Consider the following 13826-nt stretch of genomic DNA (forward strand, 5'->3'; position numbering starts at 1 on the left):
GGTTATGACTCAGGCACAACCGGCGCCAGGCCTCGAGACCAAGATGAGTGATGACGAGATCATCTCTTCCATCGGTGGTTACGAGTACGGCTGGCACGATTCCGACGAAGCGGGCCAGGCAGCTCACCGAGGACTCAGCGAGGACGTCGTCCGCGATATTTCTGAGAAGAAGAACGAGCCGGAGTGGATGCTGGAATCCCGTCTGAAGGCGCTGCGCATCTTTAACAAGAAGCCGGTTCCAACGTGGGGCCCGGATCTCTCCGCTATTGACTTCGACAACATCAAGTACTTCGTGCGCTCCACTGAGAAGCAGGCGCAGACCTGGGACGATCTTCCTTCTGATATCAAGGAGACCTACGACAAGCTGGGTATCCCGGATGCAGAAAAGAAGCGCCTGGTCTCCGGCGTTGCTGCGCAGTACGAGTCTGAGGTTGTCTACCACAAGATTCGCGAGGACCTGGAGGCCCAAGGCGTTATCTTCGTCGATACCGATACCGCAGTGCGCGAGTACCCGGAAATTCTCCAGGAGTACTTCGGCACCGTCATTCCGGCTGGCGATAATAAATTCTCCGCGCTGAACAATGCCTGCTGGTCCGGCGGCTCCTTTGTCTATGTTCCAAAGGGCGTGCACGTGGATATTCCGCTGCAGGCATACTTCCGCATCAACACCGAGAACATGGGCCAGTTCGAGCGCACCCTCATCGTCGTTGAGGAGGACGCTTATGTTCACTACATCGAGGGTTGTACCGCTCCTATCTACAACTCCGATTCTTTGCACACCGGCGTTATCGAGATCGTCGTGAAGAAAGGCGGCCGTTGCCGCTACACCACGATCCAGAACTGGTCCACCAACGTCTACAACCTGGTTACCCAGCGCGCAAAGGTGGAAGAGGGCGGCACCATGGAATGGGTCGATGGCAACATCGGTTCCAAGGTCACCATGAAGTACCCGTCTTGTTGGCTGACCGGCGAGCATGCCAAGGGCGAAGTTCTCTCTCTGGCTTTCGCTGGCGAGGATCAGGTCCAGGACACCGGTTCCAAGATGCTGCACATGGCTCCGCGTACCTCCTCCAACATCGTGTCTAAATCCGTCGCCCGCAACGGTGGCCGCGCGGCTTACCGCGGCCTGGTGCAGGTCAACGCGAACGCATCCAACTCCACCGCGAACGTCGAGTGCGACGCATTGCTCGTGGACAACAATTCGCGTTCCGATACATACCCGTATAACGACATCCGTAATGACCACGTGACCTTGGGCCACGAGGCAACGGTGTCCCAGGTTTCCGAAGAGCAGCTGTTCTACCTCATGTCCCGCGGCATCGCGGAAGAGGAGGCAATGGCGATGATCGTGCGCGGCTTCGTGGAGCCAATCGCGAAGGAGCTTCCGATGGAGTACGCCCTCGAGCTCAACCGCCTTATTGAACTGCAGATGGAAGGATCGGTGGGCTAAGTGGTCGCATCTAACGAATTCAATCCGGCTGACGTCACCAAGGGCGATCAGTTCACGTCTTTCAATGTGGAGGACTTCCCAGTACCGCACGGTCGCGACGAGGTTTGGCGTTTTATCGCCCTGCGTAACTTGCGTGGCTTGCACAACGGCGAGTTCGCTCCGGCGGTAGCGCAGAAGATTGCTGTCAGCGCACCGGAAGGCGTTAGCTCCGAGACCGTCGTTGCCGACGATTCCCGCCTAGGCAAGGCAGGTGCTCCTGCAGACCGCGTTGCAGCCCAGGCATGGTCTTCCATGCCAGAAGCGCAGTTGGTCACCATCGATGCTGAGGCTCAGCTGGATAAGCCAGTGGAAATCACCATCACTGGCGCGGGTGAGGGCGTGACCTCCTTCGGTGCAACCTCCATCCAGGTGGGCCACCATGCAGAGGCCACCGTCGTGCTCAAGTATGTCGGTTCCGGCACCCACGCTGACAACGTTGAGTTCATCGTCGGCGACGGCGCCAACGTCACCGTTGTTGTCGACGCTGACTGGGAAGACAACGCGGTACACCTGGGCCACCAGGTTGCCTCCATGGGTCGAGATTCTGTTCTGCGCCACAACACCGCCATCTTCGGCGGCGAAATCGTGCGAATCGTTCCACGCGTTGCCTTTACCGCTCCAGGCGGCGACGCAGAGATGCTCGGCGTCTACTTCGCCGATGCAGGCCAGTACTTCGAGAACCGCCTGCTCGTTGACCACTCAGTACCGAACTGCCGCTCCCGCGTGTTCTACAAGGGTGCTCTGCAGGGTGAAACCCATGCTGACGGTTCCGCCGAGTCTGGCCGTGCTGAGGCTCGCACCTGCTGGGTTGGCGACGTACTGATCCGCAAGGATGCCACCAACACCGATACCTACGAGACCAACAACAACCTCATCCTGACTGAGGGTGCTCGCGCCGATGCGATCCCGAACCTGGAGATCCAGACCGGCGAAATCGTGGGTGCTGGCCACGCCGCAACCGTTGGCCGCTTCGACGACCTCGAGCTGTTCTACCTGATGTCCCGCGGTATCCCGGCTGCAGAGGCACGCCGCCTTATCATCCGCGGCTTCTTCTCCGAGGTCATCTCCCGCATTCCAGTTGAGTCCTTGCGCGAGGATCTAGAAACCCGCGTCATTGACGAGCTCGAAAAAATCAACGCCTAGAAACAATCCCCGAAAGCAGGTCTAACTCAATGTCTACCCTGGAAATCAAGAATCTCCACGCGCAGGTACTCCCGAACGAGGAGGACGGCGAGGCCAAGGAAATCCTCAAGGGCGTCAACCTGACCATCAAGTCCGGAGAGACCCACGCAGTCATGGGCCCGAACGGCTCCGGTAAGTCCACCTTGTCCTACGTCATCGCTGGCCACCCGAAGTACGAAGTAACCGAGGGCGAGATCCTGCTCGATGGCGAAAACGTCCTTGAGATGGAAGTTGACGAGCGCGCACGTGCTGGCCTCTTCCTGGCCATGCAGTACCCAACCGAGGTTCCGGGCGTGAAGATGGCGCAGTTCATGCGCTCTGCCGTCACTGCTGTGCGCGGCGAGGCTCCGAAGCTGCGCGAATGGAACAAGGAGCTTAGCGAGGCACGTGAGAAGCTTTCCATCGATAAGTCCTTCGCACACCGTGCCGTCAACGAGGGCTTCTCTGGTGGCGAGAAGAAGCGCCACGAGGTTATGCAGCTCGATCTGCTCAAGCCAAAGTTCGCAATCATGGATGAGACCGACTCCGGCCTGGACGTCGATGCTCTGCGCGTTGTTTCCGAGGGCATCAACCGCTTCCAAGAGGAGACCAACGGCGGCATCTTGATGATTACCCACTACAAGCGCATCCTCAATTACGTGAAGCCGGACTTCGTCCACGTCTTCGCCAACGGCCAGGTCATCAAGACCGGCGGCGCTGAGCTGGCTGACCAGCTTGAAGAGTCCGGTTACGACCAATTCGTTAAGTAAGAAGGACAATGTCTAACTTCGACGTTTCTGCCATCAGGGAGCAATTCCCGATCCTGAGCCGCACCGTGCGCGACGATAAGCCGCTGGTGTACCTCGATTCGGGAGCTACGTCCCAGCGTCCGCTGCCAGTGTGGAAGGCGGAGGAGGAGTTCGTACTGGGCACGAATGCTCCGGTCCACCGCGGTTCCTATCAGCTGGCGGAGGAGGCGGACGACGCTTACGAGTCTGCTCGCCAAGCCATCGTGGCTTTCGTGGGCGCTGATCGTGATGAGATTGCTTTCACCAAGAACGCAACTGAGGCTCTCAACGAGGTTGCCTACGTGCTTTCCGACGAACGCGCAGGCGATCTGTACGTAGGCGAGGGCGACACCGTGGTCATTACCGAGCTGGAGCACCATGCCAATCTCGTGCCATGGCAGGAACTGTGTCAGCGCACCGGTGCGCAGCTGAAGTGGTATTCCATGACCGAAGACGGGCGCATCGATCTCGACTCCCTCGAGCTCGATGATTCCGTCAAGGTAGTGGCTTTCACCCATCAGTCCAACGTCACCGGCGCGGTGGCCGACGTCGACGAGCTGGTGCGCCGCGCCCGTGAGGTCGGCGCGTTGGTCGTCCTCGACGCCTGCCAGTCCGTGCCACACATGGCAGTGGATTTTCACGCGCTCGACGTCGACTTCGCTGCGTTCTCAGGCCACAAGATGTGTGGTCCGACCGGCATCGGTGCCCTGTACGGAAAGGCTGAGCTACTGGAAAAGCTCCCGCCTTTCCTAACGGGTGGCTCGATGATCGAAATCGTGAAGATGGATGAGACCACCTTCGCCGCGCCGCCGACTCGCTTTGAGGCGGGCACTCAGATGACCAGCCAAGTAGTTGGTCTTGGTGCGGCGGTGAAGTTCTTGTCTGAAATCGGCATGGACAATATCCATGCGCATGAGCAAAAACTCACCGCCCGCGCTCTGGACGGCCTGCAGCAGATCCCTGGCCTGCACATCGTGGGTCCGAAGGATACCGAAAGCCGCGGTGGTGCGGTCTCGTTCGTCGTCGATGGTGTGCACCCGCACGATCTGGGCCAGGTCCTAGATTCCCACGGCGTCGCGATCCGCACCGGCCATCACTGCGCGTGGCCGCTGCACCGTGCAGGCAACGTCAATTCGACTGCGCGCGCCAGCTTCTACCTCTACAACACGGAGGAAGAAGTAGATAAGCTCATCGAGGCCGTCAAGGCAGCACGCGAATTCTTTGGAGTGGAGTAATGAATCTAGATTCGATGTATCAGGACGTCATCCTGGACCACTATAAGAACCCGAAATTCGCGGGCTTGCGTGAAGGACAGGCCGAGGTTCACCACGTCAACCCATCCTGCGGTGACGAGATCACCTTGCGCGTGAAGCTTTCGGAGGACGGCAAGACCGTAAAGGATGTTTCCTACGACGCCGAGGGCTGCTCCATCTCGCAGGCCTCCACCTCCGTCATGGCGGAGGAGATCGTGGGCAAGTCCTTGGATGAAGCGCGCGCGAAGCTCGACGAGTTCGAAAAGATGGTCACCTCCCGCGGAGAAATCGAGGGCGACGATGAGATCATTGGAGACGGTGTTGCTTTCGGCGGCGTCGCCAAGTTCCCCGCCCGCGTCAAATGCGCTTTGCTCGGATGGAAGGCCTTTCAGGCCGCATCCATGGAAGCACTCAATGAACTGGAGAAATAAATGTCTGAACCAGTAGATCCATATCAGGATTCCAACGCCAATTTTTCCGGCAGCGGCGAGCGTCCACCGCAGACCGAGGAGCAGATTGCCAAGGCGTTTGATATCACCGAGTACATGCGCGACGTGATTGACCCAGAGCTGGGCATCAACGTCGTGGACTTGGGCTTGGTCTATGATGTCTGGCTCGAGGACGTCGACGGCAAGGAGACCGCCAAGATCAACATGACGCTGACCTCGCCGGCGTGCCCGCTGACCGATGTCATCGGCGAGCAGGTCGAGGCGGCTGTTGTGGGCAATAAGCTTGCCGACGCCGTCCAGATCAACTGGGTCTGGATGCCGCCATGGGGCCCGAACATGATCACCGAGGAAGGCCGCGAAATGTTGCAGGCCCTAGGCTTCGCAGTCTAGGCGAGCAATTTAAACTTCCACATCTTGATAAGTCCCGCTGCCGAATGGCCGCGGGACTTATCTTGTTTTCTGGTTTTGGCTCAGCTATGACCTGTTAGCGCCGGTTGATAGACTGATTCCTCGTGATTGTGACCAATGATTTCGAGGTGCGCGTGGGCGCACGTACGCTTCTCGACGCCCCTGGCCAGCACCTGCGTGTGCAGCCGGGCGACCGCATCGGGCTGGTCGGACGCAACGGTGCGGGCAAGACGACCACCATGCGCATCCTGGCAGGGGAGACCGAGCCCTATGGCGGGTCTGTCACGCGTTCCGGCCCCATTGGTTACCTGCCACAGGACTCCCGCGAAGGCAATATCGAGATCACCGCCCGTGAGCGCGTTCTCTCCGCCCGCGGTTTGGACGAGATCAAGCGCCGTATGGCAAAGCAGCAGGAGCTGATGGAGACTGCCACGGATGAGAAGTTCCGTGACAAAGCCATCCGCAAATACTCCCGCTTGGAGGAGGAGTACCACTCGTTGGGTGGCTACGAAGCAGACTCCGAGTGCGCGCAGATTTGCGATAACTTGGGCCTGCCGCAGCGCATCCTCGACCAGAAGTTGAAGACCCTGTCTGGCGGTCAGCGCAGGCGTGTGGAGCTGGCGCAGATATTGTTCGCGGCTTCGGCAGGCTCTGGTAAGTCCCAAACCACCTTGCTGCTGGATGAGCCAACCAACCACTTGGATGCTGACTCCATTACGTGGCTGCGCGGATTCTTGTCCAAGCACGAGGGCGGCCTCATCATGATCTCCCACGATGTGGACCTCCTTGAGGCCGTGTGCAACAAGATCTGGTTCCTTGATGCAGTGCGCGCCGAGGCCGACATTTACAACATGGGCTTCAAGAAGTACCTGGATGCGCGCGCTACCGATGAGGCACGTCGCCGACGTGAGCGTGCCAATGCGGAGAAAAAGGCTTCGGCCCTGCAGAAGCAGGCTGCCAAGCTCGGTGCGAAGGCTACCAAGGCGGCCGCTGCCAAGCAGATGCTTGCCCGCGCGGACCGCATGATGAACCAACTGGACGAAGTGCGCGTGGCCGACAAGGTCGCACACATTAAGTTCCCTGAGCCCGCGCCGTGCGGCAAGACCCCGATGAACGCTAAGGGCCTTACCAAGATGTACGGTTCCTTGGAAGTCTTTGCTGGCGTCGACCTTGCCATCGACAAGGGTTCCCGCGTGGTTGTTCTTGGTTACAACGGTGCCGGTAAGACCACGTTGCTGAAGCTGCTTGCGGGAGTAGAACGCACCGACGGTGAGGGCGGCATTGTTTCCGGCCATGGTCTGCGTATCGGCTACTTCGCGCAGGAGCACGACAACATCGACGGCAAAAAGACCGTCTGGGAAAACACTATTGAGGCCTGCCCCGATGCGGGCCAACAGGACTTGCGTGGCCTGCTTGGCGCCTTTATGTTCTCCGGCGACAAGCTGGAGCAACCCGCCGGTACCTTATCCGGTGGTGAGAAGACGCGTCTTTCGCTTGCCACTCTGGTTTCCTCGCGCGCAAACGTCTTGCTGCTGGATGAGCCTACTAACAACTTGGACCCGCAGTCGCGCGAACAGGTCTTGGATGCGCTATCCACTTACACAGGTGCGGTCGTCCTGGTCACGCACGACCCCGGTGCGGTCAAGGCACTAAAGCCGGAGCGCGTGATCATCATGCCTGATGGCGACGAAGACATGTGGAGCGACGAGTACATGGAGATCGTCGAGCTAGCTTAGTTCGTTGGCCTATTCCACACCGAGGGTACAAGGACCTATAGAGAGGAAAGCAGATGGCAGCACGCAAGGTCTTTATCGATTGTGATCCAGGCATTGATGATGCCTTGGCCCTGCTCTATCTCGCGGGGCTGCATCACGCCGGCGAGATTGAGCTGGTGGGAGTGACTACCACGGCCGGCAACGTCGATGTTTCGACCACCGCACGCAATGCTGCTTTCATCTTGCAGGTCTGCGGGCTGGGCGGCGTTCCCGTTGCGCCGGGCCATCCCGTCCCGCTCGAGGCGGAGCTGGTGACCACACCTGAAACTCATGGCGCTGCCGGTTTGGGTTATGTCAGCGCGCCGAAGTTTGAGCCGCACCACGATTGGCGCGAGCTTTGGCAGGCCGCAGCCGACGCCCGGGCCGAGCTCGTCGTCACCGGCCCGCTAACAAACGCCGCCTTGGCCGGCACTTCAGGATTTTCCAAGGTCAGCGTTATGGGCGGCGCGATTAACTATCGAGGCAATACCACACCCACGGCCGAGTGGAATTTCTGGGTGGACCCGCATGCGGCACAGCAATTCTTTGATGCTCTCCAGCGCGAAACAGTCAACGCTACCTTGTGCTCTTTGGAGGTCACCGAGCAATTCCTCATCGATCCACCACGCCTGGAGGCGCTGATGAAGGAGTTGGGGGAGCACCCCGTGAAGGCGCACCTTCCGGAGATCCTCCGTTTTTACTTCGAGTTTCACCGCGCGCAGGGCGAGGGATACCAAGCACAAATCCATGACCTTTTAACGTGCATGATTGCGCTCGAGCGCGTGGACTACCTAAAGCAAGAGACCACCGTGGCGGTCGAAGCGGATTCACAGTTGATGCGAGGAACCAGCGTCGCGGACTTGCGTGGGCATTGGGATCTGCCGCATAATGCGCGGCTCGTGCAGGCCGTGGATATCCCCGGCGCGCATGCTGAGTTTCTTCGCGCCGCGCGGATTTTGAGCAAGCACGCCTAGTCTGCCTATTATTGGTGCGTTGCCCGAGGTGACATAGGGCATTAAATCCAAAGCAGATCCGTTTGCTTTTCCTTCTTTCATTTCTTTTATCTGGAGAATTCTTTTTATGTCACAGTTATCTCTAACGCCTGCGCGCAAGGCTATGGTCCTGGCCGGCGGCCTTTTGGTTGCAGCGACGTGGATTTATCTGGTCCTCGTGCGTCCGACCTCTTGGGAATCAGTAGCCGGTTCGACCGAGGCACTCATTACCTTGGGCGGCTATGTGGGCGGTGCCGTGTTTTTGTTGGCAGGCACATTGCCTGTTCTTCCAGCCCGTACTATCGCGATCATTCCAGTAGCTCTGGTCTTAAACATCGTGGTAGGCGAGATCATCGGTTCTATCGGAGTGCCTTTGTATTTGGACGCGGTCGGCACGATCCTCGTAGCCGCTCTTGCCGGGCCAATCGCAGGCCTTGCCACGGGCACGTTGTCTTCGGTGGTGTGGGGACTCATCAATCCCGCAGCACTTCCGTTTGCGGCCGTTTCTGCAGCTACTGGGTACCTTTCCGGGTGGGCTATTTCCCACGGCGCGTTTAAGAAGTGGTGGCGCGTTGTTGCCTCTGGTGCTGTTATCGGCATCATCTCCGGCATGCTTGCGGCACCGGTTGCGGCTTTCGTTTATGGAGGAACAGCCGGCCTGGGTACGGGCGCTGTGGTCTCGCTTTTCCGCGAGCTGGGAAACTCTCTACTCGCATCGGTGACGTTGCAGTCCTTTATCTCCGATCCGCTCGATAAGATCATCGTGTTTTTGATCGTGTGGGCCACCGTCAAGGCATTGCCCAAGCGCACCCTGGAATCGCTGCGCCCTCAGCTATGATTCATCCCGCAACTATCTTCAGTGCGGCCGCATCAACGTGGTTTCTCGTCGTGGCGATAAACCAGCCCTGGCTTAACTTTGTGCTGCTTAGCGTATGGCTTATATGCGGCACCATCTGGTCACGCTCCATCTCCGTGGTAGCGACCACCGCGGTATTGGCGCTTCCCGCTGCCGCCTCGATGGTGCTTATCCATGCGCCCTATGGTGATAATCGCCTCGCGCCCTTTTTAACCAGTGACGGGCTGTGGCTTGCAGCTAAGCTTTCGCTGCGATTCGCCACGCTCATGGGATGCATCCTCGCTGCAGCGGCAGCACTAAAGGTAAGTGACGTAGCCAAATGGCTGCAAACCTCGCGGTTTGGACACAAGGCCGCATATGTTGTGGGGGCGTCGCTCCAATCATTGCCGCAGGGTGCTGCAACGGTGGCCGCAGTACGCGATGCTAACCGCCTCGCCGGGGCGAAGATTCACTTGGGCAATGTTGCACCCCGTGTCATCATTCCGGTCATCGCACGCTTGCTTACCCAAGGCGCAAGCCGCGGGCATGCGTTGGGAGCCATTGGCTTCGATACCCCGGGCAAACGTACAGTGCTGGTCCCCGTACCAGATAGTAAGTTCCAGCAAGTATTGCGCTGGACCTTGCCAGTATTTAGCATCTTGGGAGCGGTGATATGGAGCTAAAACCTGGTGAAATCCACACCTTGAGGGTCGCTTTTGAGGAAAACGCCGATGAAGTGGCACAGGAACTCGCGCGGGAGTTAGGCGTAAATACTGTCATTGGTTCCTTTGCGGCTGCGCACGTTACTTTTCTGCGCGATACCGTGCGTGAGGAACTGGCTTTGGCCTTGGAGAACCAAGGCAGGCAGTGCGAGGAGATGGCCCAGCGTGTTGACGCCACGCTTGGCGATGTCGACCTTGATGGCACCCGCAATCCCGCCACGCTGTCGGGCGGTCAAACGCGTCGGCTCGCATTGGCACAAGTCGCCATAGCGCGACCGGAAATCCTGATTATTGTTGAGCCATGGGCCGGCCTAGACGCGCATTCCCGCGAACGCATCGCGGCCTACTTAGGAAAGTTGGATCAAACAGCCGTGGTGTTGGTCGAGCACGAGATGCAGATGCTCGCGCAGGACGGCCAAGAACTGGAAGCGATTGTTCCGTCTGGTGAGGCAATCGTTCTAGACGGTATTCAAGCCAAGCGCGGTGGCAGGCGCAGGCGGTGGTGGAACCTGAAACCTGTGGACTCCAAGCTTTTCACGGTAGGGCCGGTGGATTTGCGGTTGCAGCACGGCGCCGTGCTGTGGCTGCGCGGCGACAACGGCTCCGGCAAGACCACGCTGTTGCGCGCGATGGCCGGCCTCGACGGAAATGCTCCTGTGCATGCGAGCACATCGCTGGCTTTACAGTCGCCGCTAGATCAGATTATTGAACCCACCATCGCCCAGTGGATCGGGGAAGGGACTCTACCCGAAGAACTCTTGAGCCAGCTTTCCGCCGAGATTGCCTTCGATGATCATCCGCTGGACGTCTCTATGTCCCAGCTACGCGTAGCACAGATTGCCCACGTGGTGGCGCAGGGGCGCGAGGTCGTGATGTTGGATGAGCCAGACACGCTTCTCGACGCCCGGGGCACAACGTGGGTGCACCGGCTCATGCACCACGCTTTAGCAAGGGGAGCAGCCCTCGTGGTGACCTGCCATGAACCTCGTTTCGTAGAAGAAATTGCGGCTTATGCGCAGGTCACCTCTCTAGCTCTACGCTGCTGATTAATTTCGGAAGCCGTGGACCGGTGCCGGGATAAAGCCGCCGCGATTGACAAACGTAGAGTTGCCCACGGTGTTGACCGGGATGACCGGAGCGTATCCGAGCAGACCACCGAAGTTGACTTCGTCGCCAATCTTGGCACCCGGTACTGGAATAACGCGGACCGCGGTGGTCTTATGGTTCATCACACCGATGGCGGCTTCATCAGCAATCATGCCGGCAATAGTTGCCGCAGAGGTATCGCCAGGAAGCGCAATCATGTCGAAGCCGACCGAGCAGATTGCGGTCATGGCTTCCAGCTTGTCCATGGAGATGGCACCGGAACGCACTGCGTCGATCATGCCCTTGTCCTCGGAGACCGGGATGAAGGAACCCGAAAGGCCGCCGACGCGGGAACACGCCATCATGCCGCCCTTCTTCACTGCGTCGTTAAGCAGCGCCAGCGCGGCGGTAGTGCCGTGCGTGCCGACCTGGTCAAGGCCCATGTGCTCGAGGATGTGTGCCACTGAGTCGCCGAGCTCGGCCGTCGGTGCCAGGGAAAGGTCAATGATGCCGAAGGGAACGCCAAGGCGCTCGGAGGCCATGTTGCCCACGAGCTGGCCAGCACGCGTGATCTTAAACGCGGCCTTCTTGACCTCCTCGGCAACCTGATCCAGGGTGGCACCCTCGAGGTTGCCCAACGCACGGTCAACCACGCCGGGGCCGGAAACGCCCACGGAAACCACGCAATCCGGTTCCTCGATGCCGTGGAAGGCACCCGCCATGAACGGGTTGTCGCCCACGGAGTTTGCAAAGACCACCAGCTTGGCGCAGGCGATCGCCGACTGATACTTGGTCAGTTCGGCGGCCTCCTTGATGACCTCGCCCATGCGCTTGGCGGCATTCATGTTGATGCCCGCGCGGGAGGACGCGATATTTACGGAGGAGCACACGAGCTCCGTGGTGGACAGTGCCTCAGGGATCGAATTGATGAGCTTCTTTTCCGCGGTGGTGGCGCCCTTTTCCACGAGAGCAGAGTAGCCGCCGACGAAGTTGACGCCGGTCTCAGCTGCGGCACGGTCCAGGGCCTTGGCTACCTCGACCGGGTTGCCGTCGACACCAGCCACGATCAGGCTGACCGGGGTCACCGAGATTCGCTTGTTCACGATCGGGATGCCGAGCTCTTGCTCGATGCCTTCGCAGACTTCCACCAAGTGCTTGGCTCGCTCGGTGACCAAGTCATAGACAGCCTGTGCTGTAGCGTCCATAGAAGAGCGCGTGCAGCTAAGCAGCGAGATACCCATGGTGACGGTACGGATATCGAGACGGTACTTATCGATCATCTCGATCGTGTCGAGGATACTTACGGTATTAAAGCGATTGAGCATATCTAGATCTCGTTCATCGCTGTAAACAGCGCCTCGGATTGAACACGGATGGACTGGTTGATGTCTTCGCCCACCTTATTCATGCGCTCTTGAATCTGTTGGATCGAAACCTCAGATTCATCAAATTCCACGCGCAGAATCATGGTGAAGAAGCCAGACATCAAGGTCTGGGAGACGTCAACGATGTTGACTCCAAGTTCAGCGAGACTGGTTGTAACAGAAGCGATAATTCCGGTGCTATCCGCACCGGTAACAGTCATAATGGCAATCATGGATTAAATTCTATCGCTCTTCACGTACGGTGGGGGCCATGACTTTGACGAAAAAGAAAGTACTTTACATTGGCGGACACGGAAAGGTCGGTCTGCTTGCCACCCCGAAGATGCTAAAAGTGGGCCACAACGTTCATTCGCTGATCCGCTCCGAGTCCCAAGTGGAGGAGATTGAAAACCTAGGCGCTACCGCAGTGCTGAAGGACATCACAAAGACCAGCGCCCAAGAATGGGCTGAGCTTTTCGCGGACTTCGACACCGTGGTGTGGGGTGCCGGTAACGGCGGCCGTGGAGGCGCAGACCTTACCTGGGCTGTAGATCGCGATGGCGCAATGGCAACTATCGACGCCCTAGAGCTGCTCAAAGCAGAGGGCAAAAAGGTACCTGATTACGTGATGATCTCCTACGTTGGCGCAACGCACAACGAGACCGATCCCAATGATGAGTCTTGGTACGCCTACGTTGAGTCAAAGAAGGCAGTAGACAACCGCCTGAATTCTTCTGAACTGAACTATGTCATCCTCGGCCCATCTGCGCTTACGGAAGAGCCAGCGGGCGGCATCGAGGTAATCGAGGATACGAATCCTCACGGCCAGACTAGCCGTGAGCTGGTTGCCGAGGTGATTACTGAAGTTGTTGGCCGCGAGAGCCTTCCGGCTAGCCCGTTGGCCTTCATCGATGGCGAGAATCCAGTCAGCAGTATTTAAGCCGGCTAGGCACCCGCTTTATCTTTACGGATGGTTTGCTCCACGAGGTCTAGCACAGCTCTAAGACCAGCGTGGTCACCGAGTGCTAGGCGGGAAATGAAGCCATCCATGAAGGTCTCGAGGTAGAGCACCAACGTGTCCACGCTGACGTCGTCGCGCATGCGACCTTCCTCAGCGTTGGACTGTAGGCGGGCACGGACTGCGTCGGAAAGCACCGATTGTTGGTCCACCCACCGCGCGCGGAACGAAGGATCGGTCCGCAGCAGCGATGAGATCTCCAACCGAGTAGCCAGCCAATCGTGGCGCTCTGGGTGGCGGAGCATCTCACTCATTACTTCGACCAAGCCGTTATTCGCAACGACCTCCGCCTGGCGGGCAGCGTCTTCACGCGCCAGCGCCAAGAACAATGACTCTTTGTCGCCAAAGTGGTGGAAGATGGCGCCGCGGGACTTGCCCGTGGCCTCTTCTAGAAGGCGGACCGTAGCTCCCTCGTAGCCATGCTCGGCGAAACACTTGCGTGCACCGACGAGGATGTCATGTCGACGTCGGTTGAGCTCAGCATCACTCACGATGGGCATAGAAAAT

15 protein-coding genes are annotated in these 13826 nt (G+C 58.7%); 12 read left to right on the forward strand and 3 right to left on the reverse strand.

Going from position 1 to position 13826, the window contains the following annotated elements; translation table 11 throughout:
* The first annotated feature begins 4 nt into the window (after positions 1-4).
* The 11 genes from sufB to HMPREF3169_RS02740 all read left to right on the forward strand — a co-directional run bounded on the left by sufB (position 5) and on the right by HMPREF3169_RS02740 (position 10897).
* On the forward strand, positions 5-1450 hold the full coding sequence (sufB, locus tag HMPREF3169_RS02690; RefSeq protein WP_061922366.1) for a Fe-S cluster assembly protein SufB: 1446 nt from the start codon (positions 5-7) through the stop codon (positions 1448-1450).
* Complete coding sequence (sufD, locus tag HMPREF3169_RS02695; protein ID WP_070432912.1) at positions 1451-2632, forward strand: Fe-S cluster assembly protein SufD; 1182 nt, start codon at positions 1451-1453, stop codon at positions 2630-2632.
* A 29-nt stretch (positions 2633-2661) separates the two neighbouring features.
* Positions 2662-3420 carry a Fe-S cluster assembly ATPase SufC gene (sufC, locus tag HMPREF3169_RS02700; RefSeq protein WP_061922373.1) on the forward strand — a complete coding sequence of 253 codons (759 nt, stop codon included), beginning with the start codon at positions 2662-2664 and terminating at the stop codon, positions 3418-3420.
* 8 nt (positions 3421-3428) lie between these two features.
* On the forward strand, positions 3429-4673 hold the full coding sequence (locus tag HMPREF3169_RS02705) for a cysteine desulfurase (protein ID WP_070455617.1): 1245 nt from the start codon (positions 3429-3431) through the stop codon (positions 4671-4673).
* The gene (gene sufU / locus HMPREF3169_RS02710) at positions 4673-5122 is read left to right on the forward strand and encodes a Fe-S cluster assembly sulfur transfer protein SufU (RefSeq protein ID WP_061922380.1); all 450 of its coding nucleotides are present in this window, start codon (positions 4673-4675) and stop codon (positions 5120-5122) included. Before HMPREF3169_RS02705 ends, sufU begins: the two co-directional genes overlap by 1 nt.
* Positions 5123-5530, forward strand: coding sequence for a metal-sulfur cluster assembly factor (locus HMPREF3169_RS02715; RefSeq protein ID WP_061922383.1), 408 nt, complete (start codon positions 5123-5125; stop codon positions 5528-5530).
* 122 nt (positions 5531-5652) lie between these two features.
* Entirely contained in the window at positions 5653-7284 is a 1632-nt protein-coding gene (locus tag HMPREF3169_RS02720) for an ABC-F family ATP-binding cassette domain-containing protein (RefSeq protein ID WP_070455618.1), read from the forward strand.
* Positions 7285-7337: 53 nt separating this feature from the next.
* Complete coding sequence (locus HMPREF3169_RS02725) at positions 7338-8276, forward strand: nucleoside hydrolase (RefSeq protein WP_061922389.1); 939 nt, start codon at positions 7338-7340, stop codon at positions 8274-8276.
* Between the two features lie 106 nt (positions 8277-8382).
* Entirely contained in the window at positions 8383-9132 is a 750-nt protein-coding gene (locus tag HMPREF3169_RS02730) for a hypothetical protein (RefSeq protein ID WP_061922391.1), read from the forward strand.
* The gene (locus HMPREF3169_RS02735; protein WP_070455619.1) at positions 9129-9812 is read left to right on the forward strand and encodes an energy-coupling factor transporter transmembrane component T family protein; all 684 of its coding nucleotides are present in this window, start codon (positions 9129-9131) and stop codon (positions 9810-9812) included. Before HMPREF3169_RS02730 ends, HMPREF3169_RS02735 begins: the two co-directional genes overlap by 4 nt.
* On the forward strand, positions 9803-10897 hold the full coding sequence (locus HMPREF3169_RS02740; RefSeq protein WP_061922397.1) for an ATP-binding cassette domain-containing protein: 1095 nt from the start codon (positions 9803-9805) through the stop codon (positions 10895-10897). The genes HMPREF3169_RS02735 and HMPREF3169_RS02740 overlap by 10 nt, the downstream gene beginning before the upstream one ends.
* Here the strand turns inward: HMPREF3169_RS02740 and HMPREF3169_RS02745 are convergent, their stop codons facing one another.
* Both HMPREF3169_RS02745 and HMPREF3169_RS02750 read right to left on the reverse strand, forming a co-directional pair.
* A complete protein-coding gene (locus HMPREF3169_RS02745; RefSeq protein ID WP_061922400.1) occupies positions 10898-12262 on the reverse strand; it encodes a PFL family protein in 1365 nt (454 codons plus the stop codon). It abuts the gene before it with no gap.
* A 2-nt stretch (positions 12263-12264) separates the two neighbouring features.
* A complete protein-coding gene (locus HMPREF3169_RS02750) occupies positions 12265-12534 on the reverse strand; it encodes an ACT domain-containing protein (protein WP_049062390.1) in 270 nt (89 codons plus the stop codon).
* A gap of 38 nt (positions 12535-12572) precedes the next feature.
* Between HMPREF3169_RS02750 and HMPREF3169_RS02755 the strand changes: the two genes are divergently transcribed.
* Positions 12573-13241, forward strand: coding sequence for an SDR family oxidoreductase (locus HMPREF3169_RS02755; protein ID WP_061922403.1), 669 nt, complete (start codon positions 12573-12575; stop codon positions 13239-13241).
* Positions 13242-13246: 5 nt separating this feature from the next.
* Here HMPREF3169_RS02755 and HMPREF3169_RS02760 read toward each other — a convergent pair whose 3' ends face one another.
* A complete protein-coding gene (locus HMPREF3169_RS02760) occupies positions 13247-13819 on the reverse strand; it encodes a TetR/AcrR family transcriptional regulator (protein ID WP_061922406.1) in 573 nt (190 codons plus the stop codon).
* Between the last annotated feature and the right edge of the window lie 7 nt (positions 13820-13826).

Origin of the sequence: Corynebacterium sp. HMSC08C04, assembly GCF_001807495.1 — a bacterium.
Lineage (GTDB): Bacteria > Actinomycetota > Actinomycetes > Mycobacteriales > Mycobacteriaceae > Corynebacterium > Corynebacterium simulans.

What these genes read in the sequence shown, in the direction of transcription:
- HMPREF3169_RS02725 (WP_061922389.1), top strand. Translation starts at nt 7,338, where the DNA reads ATGGCAGCACGCAAGGTCTTTATCGATTGTGATCCAGGCATTGATGAT.
- HMPREF3169_RS02730 (WP_061922391.1), top strand. Translation starts at nt 8,383, where the DNA reads ATGTCACAGTTATCTCTAACGCCTGCGCGCAAGGCTATGGTCCTGGCC.
- sufB (WP_061922366.1), top strand. Translation starts at nt 5, where the DNA reads ATGACTCAGGCACAACCGGCGCCAGGCCTCGAGACCAAGATGAGTGAT.
- HMPREF3169_RS02745 (WP_061922400.1), bottom strand. Translation starts at nt 12,262, where the DNA reads ATGCTCAATCGCTTTAATACCGTAAGTATCCTCGACACGATCGAGATG.
- HMPREF3169_RS02705 (WP_070455617.1), top strand. Translation starts at nt 3,429, where the DNA reads ATGTCTAACTTCGACGTTTCTGCCATCAGGGAGCAATTCCCGATCCTG.
- HMPREF3169_RS02755 (WP_061922403.1), top strand. Translation starts at nt 12,573, where the DNA reads ATGACTTTGACGAAAAAGAAAGTACTTTACATTGGCGGACACGGAAAG.
- HMPREF3169_RS02735 (WP_070455619.1), top strand. Translation starts at nt 9,129, where the DNA reads ATGATTCATCCCGCAACTATCTTCAGTGCGGCCGCATCAACGTGGTTT.
- sufU (WP_061922380.1), top strand. Translation starts at nt 4,673, where the DNA reads ATGAATCTAGATTCGATGTATCAGGACGTCATCCTGGACCACTATAAG.
- HMPREF3169_RS02750 (WP_049062390.1), bottom strand. Translation starts at nt 12,534, where the DNA reads ATGATTGCCATTATGACTGTTACCGGTGCGGATAGCACCGGAATTATC.
- HMPREF3169_RS02715 (WP_061922383.1), top strand. Translation starts at nt 5,123, where the DNA reads ATGTCTGAACCAGTAGATCCATATCAGGATTCCAACGCCAATTTTTCC.
- HMPREF3169_RS02740 (WP_061922397.1), top strand. Translation starts at nt 9,803, where the DNA reads ATGGAGCTAAAACCTGGTGAAATCCACACCTTGAGGGTCGCTTTTGAG.
- sufC (WP_061922373.1), top strand. Translation starts at nt 2,662, where the DNA reads ATGTCTACCCTGGAAATCAAGAATCTCCACGCGCAGGTACTCCCGAAC.
- HMPREF3169_RS02760 (WP_061922406.1), bottom strand. Translation starts at nt 13,819, where the DNA reads ATGCCCATCGTGAGTGATGCTGAGCTCAACCGACGTCGACATGACATC.